The sequence below is a fragment of the Microbulbifer sp. MCCC 1A16149 genome, from assembly GCF_050368945.1.
In the GTDB taxonomy this organism is placed as follows: Bacteria; Pseudomonadota; Gammaproteobacteria; order Pseudomonadales; family Cellvibrionaceae; genus Microbulbifer.
The window spans coordinates 1982101-1999062 of the sequence record NZ_CP185959.1; the positions used below are offsets into that span (position 1 = coordinate 1982101).

At 57.2% G+C, this 16962-nt stretch carries 18 protein-coding genes; 5 read left to right on the forward strand and 13 right to left on the reverse strand.

Annotated elements, in window-relative coordinates:
* Window positions 1-35 precede the first annotated feature (35 nt).
* From ACONT6_RS08425 to atpD, 8 genes are read right to left on the reverse strand one after another with little or no spacing between them, the layout of a single operon-like run.
* Complete coding sequence (locus tag ACONT6_RS08425) at window positions 36-932, reverse strand: F0F1 ATP synthase subunit gamma (protein WP_428821270.1); 897 nt, start codon at window positions 930-932, stop codon at window positions 36-38.
* On the reverse strand, window positions 929-2410 hold the full coding sequence (locus ACONT6_RS08430) for a F0F1 ATP synthase subunit alpha (protein ID WP_428821271.1): 1482 nt from the start codon (window positions 2408-2410) through the stop codon (window positions 929-931). The genes ACONT6_RS08425 and ACONT6_RS08430 overlap by 4 nt, the downstream gene beginning before the upstream one ends.
* Window positions 2403-3158, reverse strand: coding sequence for a F0F1 ATP synthase subunit delta (locus ACONT6_RS08435; RefSeq protein WP_428821272.1), 756 nt, complete (start codon window positions 3156-3158; stop codon window positions 2403-2405). The genes ACONT6_RS08430 and ACONT6_RS08435 overlap by 8 nt, the downstream gene beginning before the upstream one ends.
* A gap of 16 nt (window positions 3159-3174) precedes the next feature.
* Window positions 3175-3435: an ATP synthase F0 subunit C gene (gene atpE / locus ACONT6_RS08440; RefSeq protein ID WP_239692627.1), complete on the reverse strand. Its 261-nt coding sequence runs from the start codon at window positions 3433-3435 to the stop codon at window positions 3175-3177.
* 23 nt (window positions 3436-3458) lie between these two features.
* Window positions 3459-4166: a F0F1 ATP synthase subunit A gene (locus tag ACONT6_RS08445; protein WP_428821273.1), complete on the reverse strand. Its 708-nt coding sequence runs from the start codon at window positions 4164-4166 to the stop codon at window positions 3459-3461.
* The gene (locus ACONT6_RS08450) at window positions 4163-4447 is read right to left on the reverse strand and encodes an AtpZ/AtpI family protein (RefSeq protein ID WP_428821274.1); all 285 of its coding nucleotides are present in this window, start codon (window positions 4445-4447) and stop codon (window positions 4163-4165) included. Before ACONT6_RS08450 ends, ACONT6_RS08445 begins: the two co-directional genes overlap by 4 nt.
* Window positions 4448-4467: 20 nt before the next feature.
* Window positions 4468-4872 (reverse strand): F0F1 ATP synthase subunit epsilon, encoded by a 405-nt coding sequence (locus ACONT6_RS08455; RefSeq protein ID WP_428821275.1) that lies wholly within the window; start codon window positions 4870-4872, stop codon window positions 4468-4470.
* Window positions 4869-6257 carry a F0F1 ATP synthase subunit beta gene (gene atpD, locus ACONT6_RS08460; RefSeq protein WP_428821276.1) on the reverse strand — a complete coding sequence of 463 codons (1389 nt, stop codon included), beginning with the start codon at window positions 6255-6257 and terminating at the stop codon, window positions 4869-4871. Before atpD ends, ACONT6_RS08455 begins: the two co-directional genes overlap by 4 nt.
* 219 nt (window positions 6258-6476) lie before the next feature.
* Here atpD and ACONT6_RS08465 point away from each other — a divergent pair, with 219 nt between their 5' ends.
* The 3 genes from ACONT6_RS08465 to ACONT6_RS08475 are packed head-to-tail and all read left to right on the forward strand — an operon-like array spanning window position 6477 to window position 10836.
* Entirely contained in the window at window positions 6477-7193 is a 717-nt protein-coding gene (locus ACONT6_RS08465) for an ABC transporter ATP-binding protein (protein WP_428821277.1), read from the forward strand.
* Window positions 7194-7200: 7 nt separating this feature from the next.
* On the forward strand, window positions 7201-9597 hold the full coding sequence (locus tag ACONT6_RS08470) for an ABC transporter permease (protein WP_428821278.1): 2397 nt from the start codon (window positions 7201-7203) through the stop codon (window positions 9595-9597).
* A 9-nt stretch (window positions 9598-9606) separates the two neighbouring features.
* A complete protein-coding gene (locus ACONT6_RS08475) occupies window positions 9607-10836 on the forward strand; it encodes an efflux RND transporter periplasmic adaptor subunit (RefSeq protein WP_428821279.1) in 1230 nt (409 codons plus the stop codon).
* 22 nt (window positions 10837-10858) lie between these two features.
* Here the strand turns inward: ACONT6_RS08475 and ACONT6_RS08480 are convergent, their stop codons facing one another.
* The 3 genes from ACONT6_RS08480 to ACONT6_RS08490 form a co-directional block, all read right to left on the reverse strand.
* Window positions 10859-11083, reverse strand: coding sequence for a hypothetical protein (locus tag ACONT6_RS08480; RefSeq protein WP_428821280.1), 225 nt, complete (start codon window positions 11081-11083; stop codon window positions 10859-10861).
* Window positions 11084-11727: 644 nt separating this feature from the next.
* Complete coding sequence (locus tag ACONT6_RS08485; RefSeq protein ID WP_181253149.1) at window positions 11728-12240, reverse strand: acyl-CoA thioesterase; 513 nt, start codon at window positions 12238-12240, stop codon at window positions 11728-11730.
* A gap of 51 nt (window positions 12241-12291) precedes the next feature.
* On the reverse strand, window positions 12292-13362 hold the full coding sequence (locus ACONT6_RS08490) for a DNA-binding protein (protein ID WP_428821281.1): 1071 nt from the start codon (window positions 13360-13362) through the stop codon (window positions 12292-12294).
* 250 nt (window positions 13363-13612) lie between these two features.
* On the opposite strand from ACONT6_RS08490, the gene ACONT6_RS08495 reads away from it, so the two are divergent.
* Entirely contained in the window at window positions 13613-14650 is a 1038-nt protein-coding gene (locus ACONT6_RS08495) for a site-specific integrase (protein WP_428821282.1), read from the forward strand.
* Between the two features lie 190 nt (window positions 14651-14840).
* Window positions 14841-15704 carry a mechanosensitive ion channel family protein gene (locus tag ACONT6_RS08500; protein ID WP_428821283.1) on the forward strand — a complete coding sequence of 288 codons (864 nt, stop codon included), beginning with the start codon at window positions 14841-14843 and terminating at the stop codon, window positions 15702-15704.
* 21 nt (window positions 15705-15725) lie between these two features.
* On the opposite strand, the gene ACONT6_RS08505 is transcribed toward ACONT6_RS08500, so the two are convergent.
* Both ACONT6_RS08505 and ACONT6_RS08510 read right to left on the reverse strand, forming a co-directional pair.
* Window positions 15726-15929, reverse strand: a complete 204-nt coding sequence (locus ACONT6_RS08505) for a zf-HC2 domain-containing protein (RefSeq protein ID WP_428821284.1) — start codon at window positions 15927-15929, stop codon at window positions 15726-15728.
* Window positions 15929-16630, reverse strand: a complete 702-nt coding sequence (locus ACONT6_RS08510) for an RNA polymerase factor sigma-70 (protein ID WP_428821285.1) — start codon at window positions 16628-16630, stop codon at window positions 15929-15931. The genes ACONT6_RS08505 and ACONT6_RS08510 overlap by 1 nt, the downstream gene beginning before the upstream one ends.
* Window positions 16631-16962 lie beyond the last annotated feature (332 nt).

Below are 16962 nucleotides of genomic sequence, written 5' to 3' on the forward strand. Positions count from 1 at the left end.
CCGGGCGGGTTACTTGTCATCCGGGATTCCCACAGTTAGTCAGCTTCTCTATCCACCTTCGGTGGCTCGACACTGGTCGCACTGAGCAATATGACTTCGATTTCCTCGATAATCTCTTCCTGCCGCAGCTGGTTGCCCCGGCGTCCGAGAAAATCGAGGTTTTGATCGAGATAGCGCACCGCGCCTTCCAGATGTTGCATGCGCTGCAGGTTCTCCGCCATCAGTGAGACGTAGAGTATCTCGTGTAGCGTGGCAAACAGGTACTGATCGACAAGCGCCAGCAAAAATTGTGTGGGAGAGAGATTCAATTGGGGCGGTCCGTTCAATTTCTTATTGCGGCGCGTCAATTGCTGGAACGGGGGCAGCAGGTCGCGAACGACCACGGATTCCTGTTCCGGGTCGTGATAAAGCACCGTTAAAGTGAGCGCGCTTTCGCCGCGCTGAAGCTCGTTCAGCGTATCCACCAGTCTGTTCAAGGCCCCGGCGACCTCGTCGAGTACTGCAGCACCTTCGACGCCGGTGATCAACTGTGGATGCCCTTCCAGTCTGCCGTGGAGCTTTTGTCCGCAGGCGATCACGCCGATATCTTCGTGTTTCTCACGCTTCTCAATAACAGTGCCATTCAGCGCGTCTACAAGGCTTTCGTTAAAGTTGCCACAAAAGCCGCGCTCGGACCCCAGGACCAGGAACAGGTGCCGGGGTGGCATACCGGATGCGTCGGTACTTTGCAGCGTTTGCGGCAGCGTTTGCGGGTGGAACTGCAGAAAGTCCGCGGCGGCCGATTCCATTGTCTGCACCACCTGCCGCTGTATGCCCAGAAAATTGTCCAGACGGCGGCTTTCCATAAACGCCAGGGATTTCATCGAGGAGACAATCTCCCGCGCCTCCCCCAGTTTTTTGCACTGATGTAATAGTTCCCGGCGCCGGCTCATACACTTTCCTGGCTGCCAGCCTCTGTCCCGAGGCAACGCTGCACCTGGCTGTGCCACTGGCCGCGCTCATCTTCCAGACTCAACCCGGATCTCGCCACAAGCCGCTGTAATTTCTGCATGTGTTTGGCCACCTGCTCCGGGGCCAGTGTGTCCAGTAGGCCATCGTTAAACGCCACCATCCACGCGAGCTGGAACTCGATCGGCAACGGTGATAGCCGTTCCTGCTTCAAAAGCTCACGCAGTATGCGTCCGCGATGAATCGCCTTCTCCATGCTTTCTTCCAGTTTGGCGCCAAAGCGGGTGAACATTTCCAGCTCCAGAAACTGCAGGTAGTCGAGCTTCATTCTTCCCGCCTCCTTTTTGATCGCCGGATGCTGTGCGCGACCGCCAATACGGGAGACGGACTTGCCGATATCGATCGCCGGGCGGAAACCGCCGGCAAAAAGCTCGCGGTCCAGGTACACCTGGCCATCGGTTATGGAGATCAGGTTGGTGGGTATGTAGGCGGCAATTTCGCCCTGCTGGGTCTCGATAATGGGCAGCGCCGTCATGCTACCGCCACCATTGGCCGAATTGAGACAGGTGGCCCGTTCCAGCAGGCTCGCATGCACGGAAAAAATATCGCCGGGATAGGCCTCTCGCCCCGGTGGCCGCCGCAATAGCAGCGAAAGCTGGCGGTAATTCTTCGCATGGGTGGAAAGGTCATCGTACACCACCAGGGTATGTAATCCCTTTCGCATCCAGTATTCGGCAATACTGCACCCGGCAAACGGTGCCAGATGCTGCAGACCGGGCAGCGCGCTCGCCTCCGCCACCACCAGCGTTGTGTAATCCAATGCACCATAGTCCCGAAGCAGTTCAATGGCATTCACCACCGCTGAGCGCTTCTGCCCAATCAGCACATAGACACAATGCACTCTTTGTCCACGCTGGTTGATCACCGTATCCAAAGCGAGCGAACTGCGCCCCAGTCCCTCGTCGCCCACCAGTAACTGCCGCTGACCGCGGCCGATAGGAATCAGGGTGTCCAATACCTTGCTGCCGGTGTAAAGCGGCTGACTGACAAAATCCCGCGCAACAATACCGGGGGAGCCCTGATCCATTGGCCGCCAGCCACTGCACTCAGGCACGCCACCGTCGTCCAGGGGATTGCCGAGGGGATCAACGATCCGCCCGAGCAGTGCGTCGCCGACGGCAATCCCCAGCGGTTTCCCCCGCAGACGCGCGGTGGTTCCGGCGGTGAGATCCGGCGTTTCCTCCAGTAAAATCGCCCCTACAAGATCACCGGTCAGGTCGAACACCAGTCCCCGGCTACCGTCATCAAAGTCCAGCAGATCGTCCATGGCCGCAGTAGGCAAACCCGCAACCCAGGCGATCCCGTCCCCTACGGATACCACACGCCCCTGCTCGTGCATGCGCAGCTGCGGCCGATAGTTTTCAAGCCAGTCTTCCCGGCGGTCCAGCAGACTGTCACTCATTGGAAACCGCCGTTTCCAGGCGGGCAAACGCCTCCAGCTCATCATGCAGGTTGGCGCCCAGTACCCAGGGACCAATGGCAATACGCAACCCCGCCATCAACTCGGAATCTTCCAGAAAGTGACTGGGCACCTCACTTTCAAATAATTCGTTGAGGGTGTCGTTAACCCGCCCACGATCCTCCGCGGACAAGGGAAAGGCGCTTACCACATCCACGGAGCCGTGCTGCTCGGAAATGTATTGCTGCAGTGACGCACGCCGCTCGGGTGGTAACTTGCGCAGTTCATCGAGCAACAGTTCCAGCAAGCGCGATTCGAGCTCCGGCCCCGCGCCCGCCTGAAGCAGACGCGTGGCAAAGCGGCTTCCCTGCTCCAGCGCCTGCTGCTCCTGCTGCCGCTGCTGCTCCCGCAGCTGACGCCGGTCGACCACTTCGGCCTTCTGCCGTTGGTGTTGTAGCAAGTCTGCCAGTTGCTTTTCCTGTTTCTCCCGCTCGTCATTGAGCTCACGCTGTAATTTTTCCCGCGCCTCTTCTCGCCGTTGTTCGATTGCCGCAAGATCCTTTTTATAGGCTTGCTGCAATTGTTGCGCATCCGCCTTCATTGTTTGTGCTTCGTTTAGCTGATGCTGTATCGCTGACTGGCGGCGTGCAATCGCAGCCTGTAGCGGCTTGTAGAAAAAGCGCTTGAGCAGCCACAGCAATACCAGGAAATTGAGAATTTCGAGCAGAAAAGTCGTCCAGTTGAGTTCCATGGGGCGCGTCCCTCCCCTACCCTTTGGCGATGTATTCCAGTAACGGGTTGCGGAACAACACGATGAGAATGATGACCAGTACGTATATGGCCAGAGACTCGATCATCGCCAGGCCGATAAACAGGGTCCGCATAATGGACTTTTCCGCTTCAGGTTGTCGCGCCATGGCCTCCAGAGCGCTGCTGATGGCACGTCCCATGGCAAAGGCCGGACCGAGTACGCCGATGGCAATACCGATGACGGCAGCGACCGTGGAAAGTCCTGAAAACCAGGTCATATCACTCACGCTTCTCTCCTATTTTAATCTTGCCCTTGCGATGCCTGTTTGAGCTGCTGCAATTGCAGGCCGCCGGCCACATAGATCAGCGCAAGCATGCCGAAAATGTACGCCTGCACCAGGGCCTCAATGATGTGCAACATGAGTATCGGGATTGGAGCGAGAAAGCCCGCCACCAGCAGGACGAGCAAAGCCGCCATTTCCAGGCTCATCATGTTGCCGAACAAACGCACCGCCAACGCAACAGTACGGGTAATCTCACTGAGTACATGGAACGGTAGCAGTATAGGATTTGGCGTAACGTAGTGACGCAGATAGCGGCGCAGGCCCTGATCGCGAATACCGAACCAGTGCACCGAGAGAAATACCAGTATTGCCAGCGCCGCAGTGGCGGAAAGGTCCCGCGTGGGAGAATGCAGTCCGGGAATCAGCCCGGTGAGGTTGGCCACCACCAAGAAAATCCATAAGGTGCCAATAAATGGCAGCAGCAGCTTTACGTGATCAGGAGCCACCGCGCGCACTGCATCTTCCATCGCCACATACACGGCTTCTGCAGTCGTTTGCAGCGCACCGGGCTGATCCTGCAAATGCTTGCTGAGCAGCCATGCCAATAGCCCGAGTACTGCGACAATACCCAGTGTGGTCAGCGCCGTAGCGGTGAAATGCAACGGACCGATATGAAAAACGACTGCTGGAGACAGTTCACCGCCATTCACCGGATTTAGCCTCACTCCCTGATCAGCAGATAGACATTGACGCCACCTACCACCACACCGAGAAAAATCAGGCTGAGGGTCCAGCGGGTGGAGTAGCCCTCGGCAAGTTCGTCGATCCAGCGCCCCAGGTAGGCCCCCGCCACCACCGGTAACACGAATACCAGCCCCAGGGTGCCGATATAAATTGTTTGCGCCAGCAGAGTACGGCGGTCGTGCTCGGCCTGCTTCATTCTTTTGGCCTGGCGCGTCACCTGTTCCCGCAGCTCTTCGTCTCGATTCCTTCTATCACCGGCCATAGCATTCCATTGTGTGTGGTTTATTCCCCACCTGGTCGGCCTAGTTCCCAAAGTCGACGCAGTACCGATTCCTCCATGCGACGCAGCCCTTCCTTTATCTTGTGCAACTCGCGCTCCTCGGCGAGCAACTGCTGTTGCAGGGTCATGGAGATTCGTTCGTAGTCGCTATCGATCAGATAGTGCCGGGTACATATTTGCAGGTGGCTATCGACAAAATAGAGTAGCCCTCCGGGGAGCGCCAGATACTGCCACCCGTTGTCTACACGGCGAAAGCGCGCCAGACCAAATAGCAACACCGTCAGTGACCGCTCGTGCCCGGCCATAAGACCGAAGCTGCCGGATGCATCTTCGCCTACGAAGGACACCACGCCATCGATCCGCTGCTGCTCGGTAGCCGCGAGCAATTCCAAAGTGAATGTATTCACCGCGGTTTGTCTCCCATACCGCCCCGCATATAGCAGCCCTCTTCAGAGACGTCGTCGTAGTCGCCGCGAAGAAAGCCCTCGCAATCATCGAGGGTAGTTTCCAGCGGCACAGATACGCCGGACATCCCGGTCTGCGAGGTGATGACCTGAAAAGGTTGGGTAAGGTAACGCTGCAGCTTGCGCGCGCGCTGCACGATCAGGCGATCATGGGAGGAAAGCTCTTCGATTCCCAGCATCGCGATAATGTCTTCCAGCTCACGGTAGCGGGCCAGGTGTTCACGCACGCCCTCCGCCACCGCATAGTGGCGGTCCCCGAGGGTATGACGGTCCATCATCCGGCTGCTGGAAAGTAGCGGTTCCACCGCCGGGTAGATTCCCTTTCCGGCCTGTGCCCGCGACAACACAACCGAGGAATCCAGATGGCTGAAAATGGCACTCACTGCCGGGTCCGTCATGTCGTCCGCAGGTACATATACCGCCTGCACCGCGGTGACAGCGCCCTCGCGGGTGGAGAGAATCCGCTCCTGCAACTCTGCCACTTCACTGATCAGTGTGGGCTGGTAGCCCACGGTGGCGGGCATTCGGCCGAGCAAGCTGGATATCTCACTGCCCGCCTGCACAAAGCGGAAGATATTGTCCATCACGAACAGTACTTCCTTCTGCATGGTGTCGCGCAGGTATTCCGCGTAGGCAAGCGCGGAAAGACCGATGCGAAAGCGCACGCCAGGGGATTCATCCATCTGCCCGAAGCACATCAGCGTCTGTTCCATCACGCCGGCTTCGCGCATTTCGTGCCACAGCTCATGGCCCTCGCGGATGCGCTCCCCAACACCGGCAAACACCGATACGCCTCTGTGCAATGACGCCACCGCGTGCATGAACTCCATTACCAGTACCGTTTTGCCCACTCCGGCGCCACCGAACAGGCCAGTTTTACCGCCGCGTACAAAGGGACATAGCAGGTCGATGACCTTGATCCCGGTCTGCAGGATCTCTCCGGTGCCCACCACATCCCAGAGCGGTACCGGGGCGGTGTGAATATTGCGGAATTCCCGCGCATTCAGGGGCGCACCGCCGTCCAGAGGCTCGCCAAAAATGTTCAGCAGACGCCCCAGGCAGTCCGGCGTCGCCGGAATATGCAGTGGCGCGCCGGTATCGAAAACCGGCAGCCCCCGTCTTAATCCCGCAGTCCGGTGCAGGGTTATGGCGCGTACGTGGTGCTGATCCACGTGCTGATGCACTTCAAACAGGTAGGTTTCGTGATCGACGGCTGCACTCAGCGCCTGACGCAATGCCGGTAGCGTGTCACAGCGAATAACCACCACAGGCCCGTGGACCTCGGAAATTAGGCCGATCGGATCCCCGCTGGCAATGACATCAGCCATATCCAGTGCCCGTACTGTTCAACGCGACAGGTTTCATTGCCGTTTATTTCGTGCTGAGAGTTTCCCTCTAGAATAGAGGCAGAGACGTGTTCCCGAGTGCCTGCAGATGATCTGACGGTCTTTTATCCGCCACGCCACAACGAGCGCAGTACCCCGCTTAGGCAGCGTACCGTCAAACGGTATCGCGAACTGGAATATTCAGAAAATCGGAGCCCCTTGATGAGTGAAGACAAGTATCCCGCGATTCGGGCAGAGGGCCTCACCAAAACCTATGGCAGTGGAGAGTCCACCGTATATGCGCTCCGGGGGGTGAGTCTTTCGGTGCTGCGCGGTGAAATGGTCGTGCTACTCGGCCCCTCCGGCAGTGGCAAGTCCACCCTTCTGAATATACTGGGAGGCCTTGATTCGCCTTCTGCGGGCGAGGTGTTTTTCGATCAGGACGAATTGACCGGATTCGATGACCGTCACCTGACACAGTTCCGTCGCGAATTTGTGGGTTTTGTCTTCCAGTTTTACAACCTCATCCCGAGCCTAACCGCGCGTGAGAATGTGGCACTGGTGACGGAGATCGCCCGGCACCCGATGACGCCTGAACAGGCGCTGGAGCTGGTGGGGCTGGGCAAGCGAATGGATCACTTTCCCGCCCAACTCTCTGGGGGGGAACAACAGCGAGTGGCTATCGCCCGCGCGATCGCCAAACAACCGCGAGTACTGCTGTGCGACGAGCCAACCGGGGCATTGGACAGTAAAACCGGCATCGTTGTACTCGAAGCCATTGCGCGGGTAAATCGTGAACTGGGCACCACCACCATGGTGATCACCCATAACGCCGCCATCGCCAGAATGGCCGACCGTATCCTGACGATGGCAGACGGTCAGATACAACACACCGAAACCAATTCGCATCCATGCGCACCGGCAGAGCTGAGCTGGTAGTCGCCCTGTGATTGAGTTTCTGAGGCCACTGGACCGCAAACTCGCGCGGGATCTCTGGGCCATCAAAGGCCAGGCACTGGCCATCGCCGTTGTAATTGGCTGCGGTATCGGCATGTACCTGATGTCGAAAGGCATGCTGGCATCACTGGCAGATACCCGCGCGGCGTATTACGAACGCTACCGGTTTGCCGATGTCTGGGCACCGGTGAAACGTGCGCCCAACGCACAGCTTGCACATATCACCGAGCTCCCCGGTGTACGCCGTGCGGAAACCCGCATTCGCGCGGGTGTCATTCTCGACGTCGAGCGCGCCGCAGCGCCGATTACCGGCGAAATACAGTCCCTGCCCTTTATTCGCGGGCCACATATCAACGACTTTGTCTTGCGTCGAGGGCGCTATCCGGACCCTGTACGAGAAGAAGAAGTCCTTGCACTGGAGGCCTTTGCGGAAGCCCACGGCCTGCAACCCGGAGATCATCTCTATGCAATTCTCAACGGCACTAAAAAACAGCTGACAATTAGCGGCATAGCGCTATCCCCGGAATATGTGTACGCGATTTCTCCCGGGGAAATTGTGCCCGACAAGAAGCGCTTTGGCGTGCTGTGGATGAACCGCGACGCCCTGGCCAATGCGTTCGATCTGGACGGCGCCTTCAATGAAGTGGTGTTGCTCACCTCCACCGGTGATCGCGAAGAGGCACTGCTCGACCAGCTGGACCTTTTATTGAAACGTTACGGTGCCACCGGCGCGTACGGACGCGACCAGCAAATCTCCGATCAATTCCTGACCAATGAAATCGACCAGCTCGAAACCATGGGGCGCCTGTTACCCCCTATCTTTCTACTGGTGGCTGCCTTTCTTCTGAATGTCGTCATTGGAAGACTGGTGGATACGGAACGGGAGCAGATCGGCTTGCTTAAGGCCTTCGGCTACAGCAACCGTTCGGTAGCCATGCATTACCTGAAAATGGTCGGGGTAATCACGCTCCTGGGCATTGTGATCGGTATCGCCCTCGGCTTGTGGCTCGGGCATGGCCTGGCGCGCATGTACATGGACTATTTCAAATTCCCGTTTCTACTGTTTCGCGCGCCGCCTGACGTCTACCTTGTAGGCATAGGTTTCAGCTTGCTGGTATCCGCCGCAGGTACATTTACCGCGGTGCGCAAAGTGGTGCGACTGGATCCAGCGGTAGCAATGGTTCCGCCACCACCCCCGGATTACAGCCGGTCGGGACGCTGGTTTGGGACACTCACGCGTGGTCTTGAGCATATTACACGCGGTATTGACCAGCCCTCGCGGATGATCCTGCGCCACCTCTACCGCTGGCCAAAACGAGCAGCCATGACCTGTATCGGCATCGCGATGTCGATGGGGCTGTTGATTGGCTCGAGCTTTTCTCTGGACGCGATGATGGTGATGGTAGATATCAGCTTTAACGTGATTGACCGCCAGGATGTGACGGTCAATTTTGTCGAGCCGCGAAATATTCGCGCTTTGCAGGATGTGCTGCACGCACCGGGTGCCCTGAGTGCTGAACCGTTTCGCGCCATTCCGGCGGTTTTACGCAATGGTCCCCGCAATCGCCGCGAAGCCGTTATCGGTCTCATCCCGCGTGCAGATTTAAGCCGCGTGGTGGATACGGACATGAACCCGGTTCCCTTGCCCGACTCGGGCATCGTGCTGTCCGACAAGCTGGCGGAGCTACTGGATATCCAGACCGGGGAAAGCCTGCGACTGGAGGTGCGCACCGGACGCCGCCCTGAAGTCGATGTCATGGTCAGTGGAATCGTGAAAACCTATATGGGCACCGCAGCCTATATGGATCTTGCCGCAATGAATCGGATGTTACGGGATGACATGGTAATCTCGGGAACCTACCTGTTGATCGATCCCGAGCAAACTGATGCGTTTTATCGCGCACTCAAGAACACCCCTGTGGTCGCCGGCGTCAGCTTGCAGGAGCAGGCCCAGGATGCGTTTTACGAGACCATACAGGAGAGTCTCGGCACCTTTGTTTTTTTCAATACCCTGTTTGCCGGATTGATCGCGCTTGGGGTGGTGTACAACAGCGCCCGGATATCCCTTTCGGAGCGCGGGCGCGAGCTCGCCAGTCTGCGGGTGCTCGGGCTTACCCGCGGAGAGGTTTCGTACATCCTACTGGGAGAACTCGCGTTGCTGACGGTATTCGCCTTGCCTTTGGGTGCCCTGCTCGGCTATTTACTCGCCTGGACTCTGGTACAGTCATTCGATACGGAATTGTTCCGCATTCCTCTGATCATCAGTCCCTCCACTTATGGATACGCCGCATTGGTGGTACTGCTTTCGGCGATATTCTCCGGCATGTTGGTAAACCGGCGTATTCACAAGCTTGACTTGATCTCGGTACTGAAAACTCGCGAGTGAGCCAAGGATATGGGACTCAGGAGCGCCATGGGCCGCAAGCTGTTCAAACGTATCACCGGTCTCGGGATAATTCTCGGCCTGGTGGCGTTTTTTATCTACGCATTTTCCCCCAAGCCGGTGCCCGTCGATATGACCGAAGTGACCCGCGGTCCCATGCAGGTAGCGGTCACCGATGAGGGGTATACCCGGGTACACGATGTGTTCGTGGTTTCCGCACCGGTCACGGGCTACCTGCTTCGTATACAAAGTGAAGTGGGCGATAAAGTGAAAACGGGGACCACGCCGCTCGTGGAATTGCTACCTACCCACCCGCAGTTTCTCGATGAACGCGGGCGCAGCCAGGCACAGGCTGCCATCCGCAGCGCGGAAGCCGGGCTCAAGCTTTCCAGTGCAGAACGTCGGGATGCGGAAGCCCGGCTTAATTTCGCCCGGGCCGATGCCAAGCGCGCGCGTAAGCTGGCCGTGAAGGGACATATCTCCAAGGTTGAGGTTGAGCGCATCGAGCTTGCGCTGGATAGCGCCGAGGCCGCACTGGATACCGCCCGCGCTGCGGAACGGGTAAGTGAGGGAGAACTGGAGAATGCCCGCGCGGCATTGATCGAGCCCCAACCGGGCGAGCCGGTATTGGATAAGGAAAAAATCGTGCAGGTCACCGCACCGGTTTCCGGTCGCGTACTCAGGTTGCTACAGGAAAGCGAGCGAGTTGTGCCGGTTGGCACCCCACTTCTGGAAATCGGCAATCCCGGAGAGCTGGAGATTGTAATCGATCTGCTCTCCCGAGATGCCGTCAGGGTACAACCCGGTGCACCGGTCAATATCACCAACTGGGGCGGCGACTCACCACTGAATGGCCGAGTGCGGCTGATAGAGCCCTACGGCTTTACCAAAATCTCCGCCCTGGGGATCGAAGAACAGCGGGTCAATGTGATCGTGGATTTTGTCGATCCCAGGGAAACCTGGTCTCGACTCGGTCATGGCTATCGGGTGGATGCAGCAATCGAAACCTGGCGCGCGCAGAACGTAGTTCAGGTACCCACCGGCACCCTCTTCCGACATCAGAAATCCTGGGCGCTGTTTCGGGTCATTGGAGATCGTGCGGTGCGCACGGAAATTGAAGTCGGCCATAATAACGGGCAGGTGGCCGAGGTACTGTCTGGGGTTGAGCCTGGAGAGATTGTCGTACTTCACCCCAGCGAGCGGATTGCCGACGGAGTGGAAGTTATCCGGCGGGAACAGTAGCTTTCGAGTGTGTCTGATCAGCCTATGTACGAGAGACCAACTGCTTGAAACCTGGCAACTCGGGCTCCGCGCTAACCACCGCGGGTTGGGCCACTTTTCGTGCGAGCTCGAGTTGATATGCCGACGCGGGCGTCACCGGCAGCTGTTGCAGAATCTGGGCACCGCGGTAGGAATCACTGCCGATAAGAAAATAGTGGTCATGGGTGTCACACACTTCGGTCATGACCAGATCCCCGGGTGGGTTCACTTCTCCTTCCGATTCCGGTCCCATCGCGCTACAAATGCACGCATCCCTTGCGGGCGCGCAATTGACAGAAACCGAGAAAAAGTCTCGATTCAAGGGCGCGGAACGCCCCTCACGATGCGGTACCTTTCCCAGCCCGCAATCCGACCCGGTAATCGCGTGTAGCTCGCAGCTGCGTATCCCGAGAATTGCCAGCGGCTGCGAATCCTCAATGATTTTTGTGATTGGAAGACACCCCTCACCAGCATCCGTATGGGCAAGCCTCCGCCAGGGGAATTGCAAGGACTTGTTCCAAGCCTGAAGACCGGCTGCGTGGTCGAAATAAGTGAATCTACCAGAGCGAGGCCGCAAATCCGGCCCAGTATTCAGGTCGGAACTGGTCTCGATTTCACCGCAGGTGACCGAATTGTTTCGTACAACCGGGCCCAGTAACCGATACCCTTCGGCGCGAATTGTTTGGATCAGTATCCCAAGGTCACTAGCTTGTAACACAAAGTCTTGCATGATCTGGGCTCCCCACCCGGTGAATCACCGTGCATTAGTGAGTGTGCTCTGCCATCGTCATCAGCAGCGCTTTTATTGACGGAGATTTTAGGAACTCTTGGAACACCTTGAGTGGAGAACGATGACAATTCCCCTATCCGCGATTATTCGCTGACCTCAAACTGAAATCCCCGTACTTTTTCTTTGATAGCCTCGTGGGCCGCTTCCTGTTCGTGCAGCAGTTTGCGGCGCAGCATGGCCGCCTCAAAGCGCTGTTTTTCTACCAGGGTTTGTGGCTTGAACGGTGGTACCTTTACCGGCTTACCGTCATCATCCAATGCCACCATGGTCAAATAGCAACTGTTGGTATGTCGGACCACGCGGGTGCGAATGTCTTCGGTCACCACTTTAATACCCACCTCTAACGAGGTGTTGCCGGTGTAATTTACCGAAGCAAGAAAAGTCACCAGCTCGCCGACATTGATTGATTGACGAAACATGACCCGGTCTACTGAAAGTGTCACAACATATCGGCCCGCGTAGCGACTGGCGCAAGCGTAGGCCACTTTGTCCAGATATGACAGTAACTCTCCACCGTGAACCTTGCCGGTAAAGTTGGCCATGTCTGGCGTCATCAGGACACTCATGCTGAGCTGATGGTCACGAGGCTTTTCCATAACTGCTTTCCCTTTATTACTGTGGAATGGAATCTTCGAATCGAATCAGGCCTATTCTACGTTGGCCCCCGCAAGGGATTGTTGCAGCTGTACAAATTGCCCCTGAAGAATGGCCTTATCCTGTAATACCTGCCGATTCTCTGCCTCTACCGCAGCAAGCTGTTTCTTTACCGCCAGCATTTCCTGCTCGTACCGGTCGAATACATTGCCGCGTAATTCTATTTCTTTTACATAGGCTTCATTGCGTGCGCGCTCCGAAGCCAGTTCGCCTTGTAGCACTTCTGCTTCGCGGGACCTGTTGCCCAATTGTGACCGCAACTCATCAAGCGCCTGTGCCTGCCTTTGCTGCCCGGCTTCAAATTCTGACTCCCGACGCATCCACTGTGCGCGCTCTGATTCCAGTTCGAGTTTGTGTACCCGCAACGCTTCAGCATTGGCCTGGCTACTCTCCAGCTTGGCAACGCTTGTGTTCAGCTGTTCATTCGCTTCTGCAAGCTGCTGCCTGAGCTGGTCGCTGGTTAATCGGAACTGATCCCGCTCCAATTGTCGGTCATCCGCAATCTGTTGCTGAAAATGCTCAAAATGCTGGCGAACATCGCGATTCTCTTGCTTCAGATCCCCGATAGTGCCCTGAAGCTCTGCAATTCGCGTATCTCCCTGCTCCCTCAGAAACTCACTTTTTGCCAGCGCAGCCTGCGTCTCGGCCAAACTTTCCTCCAGTTGCTGACAGTGACCACTGGACTCCTGCAACTTTTGCTCCAACTTTTCCAGCTCTGTGTTTCGACTGGCCAATTGGGCCCGTACAGCGGCCAGCTCTTCCCCGAGTGCCGTGGTCTCTGCCTTACAGGACTCACTGATCTGCTGGATCTTCGTTTCGGCTTCCTGATGTACCCGCTGGTGTAATGCCTTCACCGCATCCACTAGATCAACAGGCAGCCCGTGATTGTCCGAAATGCCTTTCCCGGTTTCCTGTCGCCAGCGCTTCAACAGAGGGGCAATCGTGCTTTTGCTGCCGGTACCCAGCTCATTTCGCACCCGATCCACCGTCGGTTCATCCCCCCTCTCCCTGAGGGATTCCGCCGCCTTTACCACATCGATATAGCCAACGCCTGCCCGCGCCATATGCCCACCCTTTAATTATTTCGTAGCGAGAATTTAATACCGTATTACGTGGTACGTAATATTACATACTTTTTACCTTTAAGGGCGACCTTGAGAAAAACTTTCTAACTCACGATAATCAAACTTATCGTGAGTTATGAATGTAACAATCGAACAACTGAGCCAGCGGTCCGGTACAGCGCCCGGCTCAAGGGGCCCTCCGCTCCAGCAACCCGCCCTTGGAAAAACAGGCAGTACAAGTGAGAACAACATGGATGACCTGGACGCAGACCTGCCAGAACACCTTGCCCCCTCTCCCACACACCGCGACACAAGAAGCAGTCAGGATCTCGGCAATCCAACCGAATTCTCCCCTTCGGCTTATCGCAGTAGATTGCAGGCGTATCTACAGGCAGCCACGTCGGATCGCACTCGCACGGCCTACCGCTCCGCAATCCGGCAGTTCGAGAAATGGGGTGGGAGACTACCCACAGATAGCCAGGTGCTGGTGCGCTACCTGATAGAGCGCAGCAACTCGGTGAATCCGCGGACCCTGGAGATGCACCTCACTGCAATCGGTCAATGGCACCTGTACCAGGGGATGGCGAACCCGGCGGCAGATCCTGTGGTGCGCAAGACGATGAACGGCATCCGGCGACTTCAAGGACGCCCCAAGCAGAAAGCCAAAGCACTGCGTCCCGAGCACATTGCCGCGATTGCGCAATCCATTCGCGCCCTGCCCGACTCTAAAAAGTCCCGCCGCGACCTGGCACTGGTGCTGATGGGGTACTTCGGCGCATTTCGCCGCAGCGAACTGGTGGCGATTCAGGTCGAAGATCTGCACTGGGAAGATGAGGGAGTGATCGTGCGGATTCCGCGCTCCAAGACCGACCAGCAGGGTCAAGGATTGAGCCGAGCACTGCCCTTCGGGCCTGACAGCGTATGCCCGCCCACCGCGCTTCGAGCCTGGCTTCAGTGTGCTGCTATAGAGGAAGGACCCGTGTTCCGCAGCATCAACCGCTGGGATCAGGTTCAGAACACCCAGCTCGGCGCGGGATCTGTAAACACCCTGCTGAAGAAGCTGGGCACCGACTGCGGTTTCGACTTTGTGGAAACCCTCAGTAGCCACAGCTTCCGCCGCGGGATGTCCACTTCGGCGGCGCGGGAGAAGGTGGAATTTGAACTGATCAAAAAACAGGGCGGCTGGAAGAGTGACGCCACCGTGCGGGAATATATCGATGAAGGACGCCGGTTTACCGATAATGCGGCGCATATTTTGATGGAGAAAATGGCGACACTACTGGACTAGGAAGCCTGCTCAGCCGCGAGCCTTCAACTGATCCGCAAAATGGACGAATCCCGGTTGCGGCAATTTCATCGACTCGGATACACTCCCGCCAAGTTTTGCCCGGGCTTCAGCCCGGCACGCCATACTTTCAAGAGTTCCCGCCACCGCGGGACATCTTCGCCCTTCCCTGCACAGCATTGCCGAGCCCTTGATGAACACTGAAGTCCTGCGCCAATTCCTCGAAAACAAACTGGCCTGGAGCCTGCTGCTGATTGCTGCAGTGCTGCTGTGTCGCTACCTGCTGGTAGTGCTGTTTCGACGGTCTAGCTGGCAGCGCCAGGACATCCGTCGCCGGGTACATATGGTGCATAACTTCGCCAACCTGATAATTGTCATCGGGCTATTTGCCATCTGGGTCTCGGAGCTGCGCGATTTTGCCCTGTCCATCGCCGCTTTTTCTGTGGCGATCGTGATCGCTTTACGCGACGTAGTGGCGTGCCTGGTGGGCGGCATTTACCAGGCGAGCATGCGGTCTTTTACCATCGGCGACTGGGTGCGGATTGGAGACCAGTTCGGGGAAGTCATCGACAACAATTGGCTGAGCACCACGCTGCTGGAGATCGATCCCCACGGGCTCGGTAACGGCTATACCGGCACCACCCTGTATGTACCCAACAACGTGTTCTTCACCCAACCGGTTAGAAACCTTAACTTTATGCGCCGCTATATCGAGCACTCGTTTTCCATCGTGCGCGAGAGCAAGGGCAAGAACCCGTTCGACATCAAGCCGTTCATTACCGAGCGGGTGCTGGAGCACTGTGAATCGTTCAAGGAAGTGGCAGAACGCTACTGCAAGTTGATCGAGAGCCGCATGGGTGTTGATCTGGCGGGCACCGAACCGAAAATCAAGGTCAGCACCAGCGAGCTGGGCCACGACGTGCTCACCATTACCCTGTTCTGTCCGCGGGAAGATGCTTCGGAGATCGAGCAGAAAGTGACCGAGGATTATTACCGTTTCTGGTATGGCGATTCCGACCGCAGTCTGGAATCCGCAGATCTTTCCCATGCCGGGTGAACAGCCGGTTAGCGTTTCCAGTTACTTGGATTCGCTTTCGTCTGACGATGGAGGCTGGCCCTTGGCGTAGCCTCTGGAGATCGCGCGCAGGGAGTCAACCTGCGCTGCGAAGTTCCTGCACCCCTTACACAGCATAAGATGAAACTGCAGGCTGAATTTTTCACGGCGATTCAGGGGACGCTCCTGTCGCAGTGACAGCAACTGGGTGGCCTGTTTACATTGCATCACTGGCGATCTCCTTCTTTCGTTGCTGCCGTGTGGTCAGATTCCCCGCTTGTCGAGGCGTTGAACCAGCTGTTCTCCAGACATTCCCGCAAACGCAGTCTCGCCCGGTACAGCAATACGTGAAGATTGCTGGTGGAAAGGCCCAGTTGATCGCAGATTTCGCGGGATTCCAATTCGATGAACTCGCGCATCATGAATACCCTTGCCTGTTTCTCGGGCAGTCCGTTAAGACACGCATCAAACACTCGCCAGAAATGCTCGCTCTGGACGCCGCCCTGAGGACCGCTCCAGCTCGTGGGTCTCTCCGCGCGATGCCAGTGTCCATTGGCCTTGAACAGGCCATCGATAAATACCTGATCCTGACGCTCTGCATCTCCCAGCTCGCTGGTGGCGATCACCCGCTGTCGGTAGCGCAAGATATCGGCAATCTTGTATTTGAGAATGGAGAACACCCAGGTGCGCAGCGCGGACTGCCGGGCAAATGAATCCGCATTCTTGAGCGCGCCGGCCAATGCTTCCTGCACAGCATCTTCCGCCTGATGCTCGTCGCGCAGCTGCAGCCGGGCAAACCGGATCATCTGGCTGCGCAGCGCCTCGAGAAACCGGGGATCGGAAAGCGATTCTGCTTCCCCGGCAGCCCCCTTGGCGTCCTCGGTTGAGGAACTTGCGGGCTTTTCGGGGGCGGTATTGTTGTTGGACATCTATCGTGGCTCAGGCAATTCGCGCCGCTATGGGCAACGAATGTGGTGGCGGCAGTGGGGATAGGTCGATGTTAACGCGACTTTCTTACACCCGGTTTTTCACGACCTGATCCAAGGGTATCCGGAGCATTAAAACCCAGCCCATTTCCAACTGTAAACCGGCCTTGCGGCGTGTCGCGACCTTGTATACACGGGCCCGAGTCGCGCAGAGCTTGCGGAATCCCGACGTATCGCCAACCATATAGCGAATACTGGGTGGTGCGACACCCGATTGTGGTCAATTGGTACACAGATGCATATGCAATTCCACGGCCTTCGCCGGCACCTGCTTC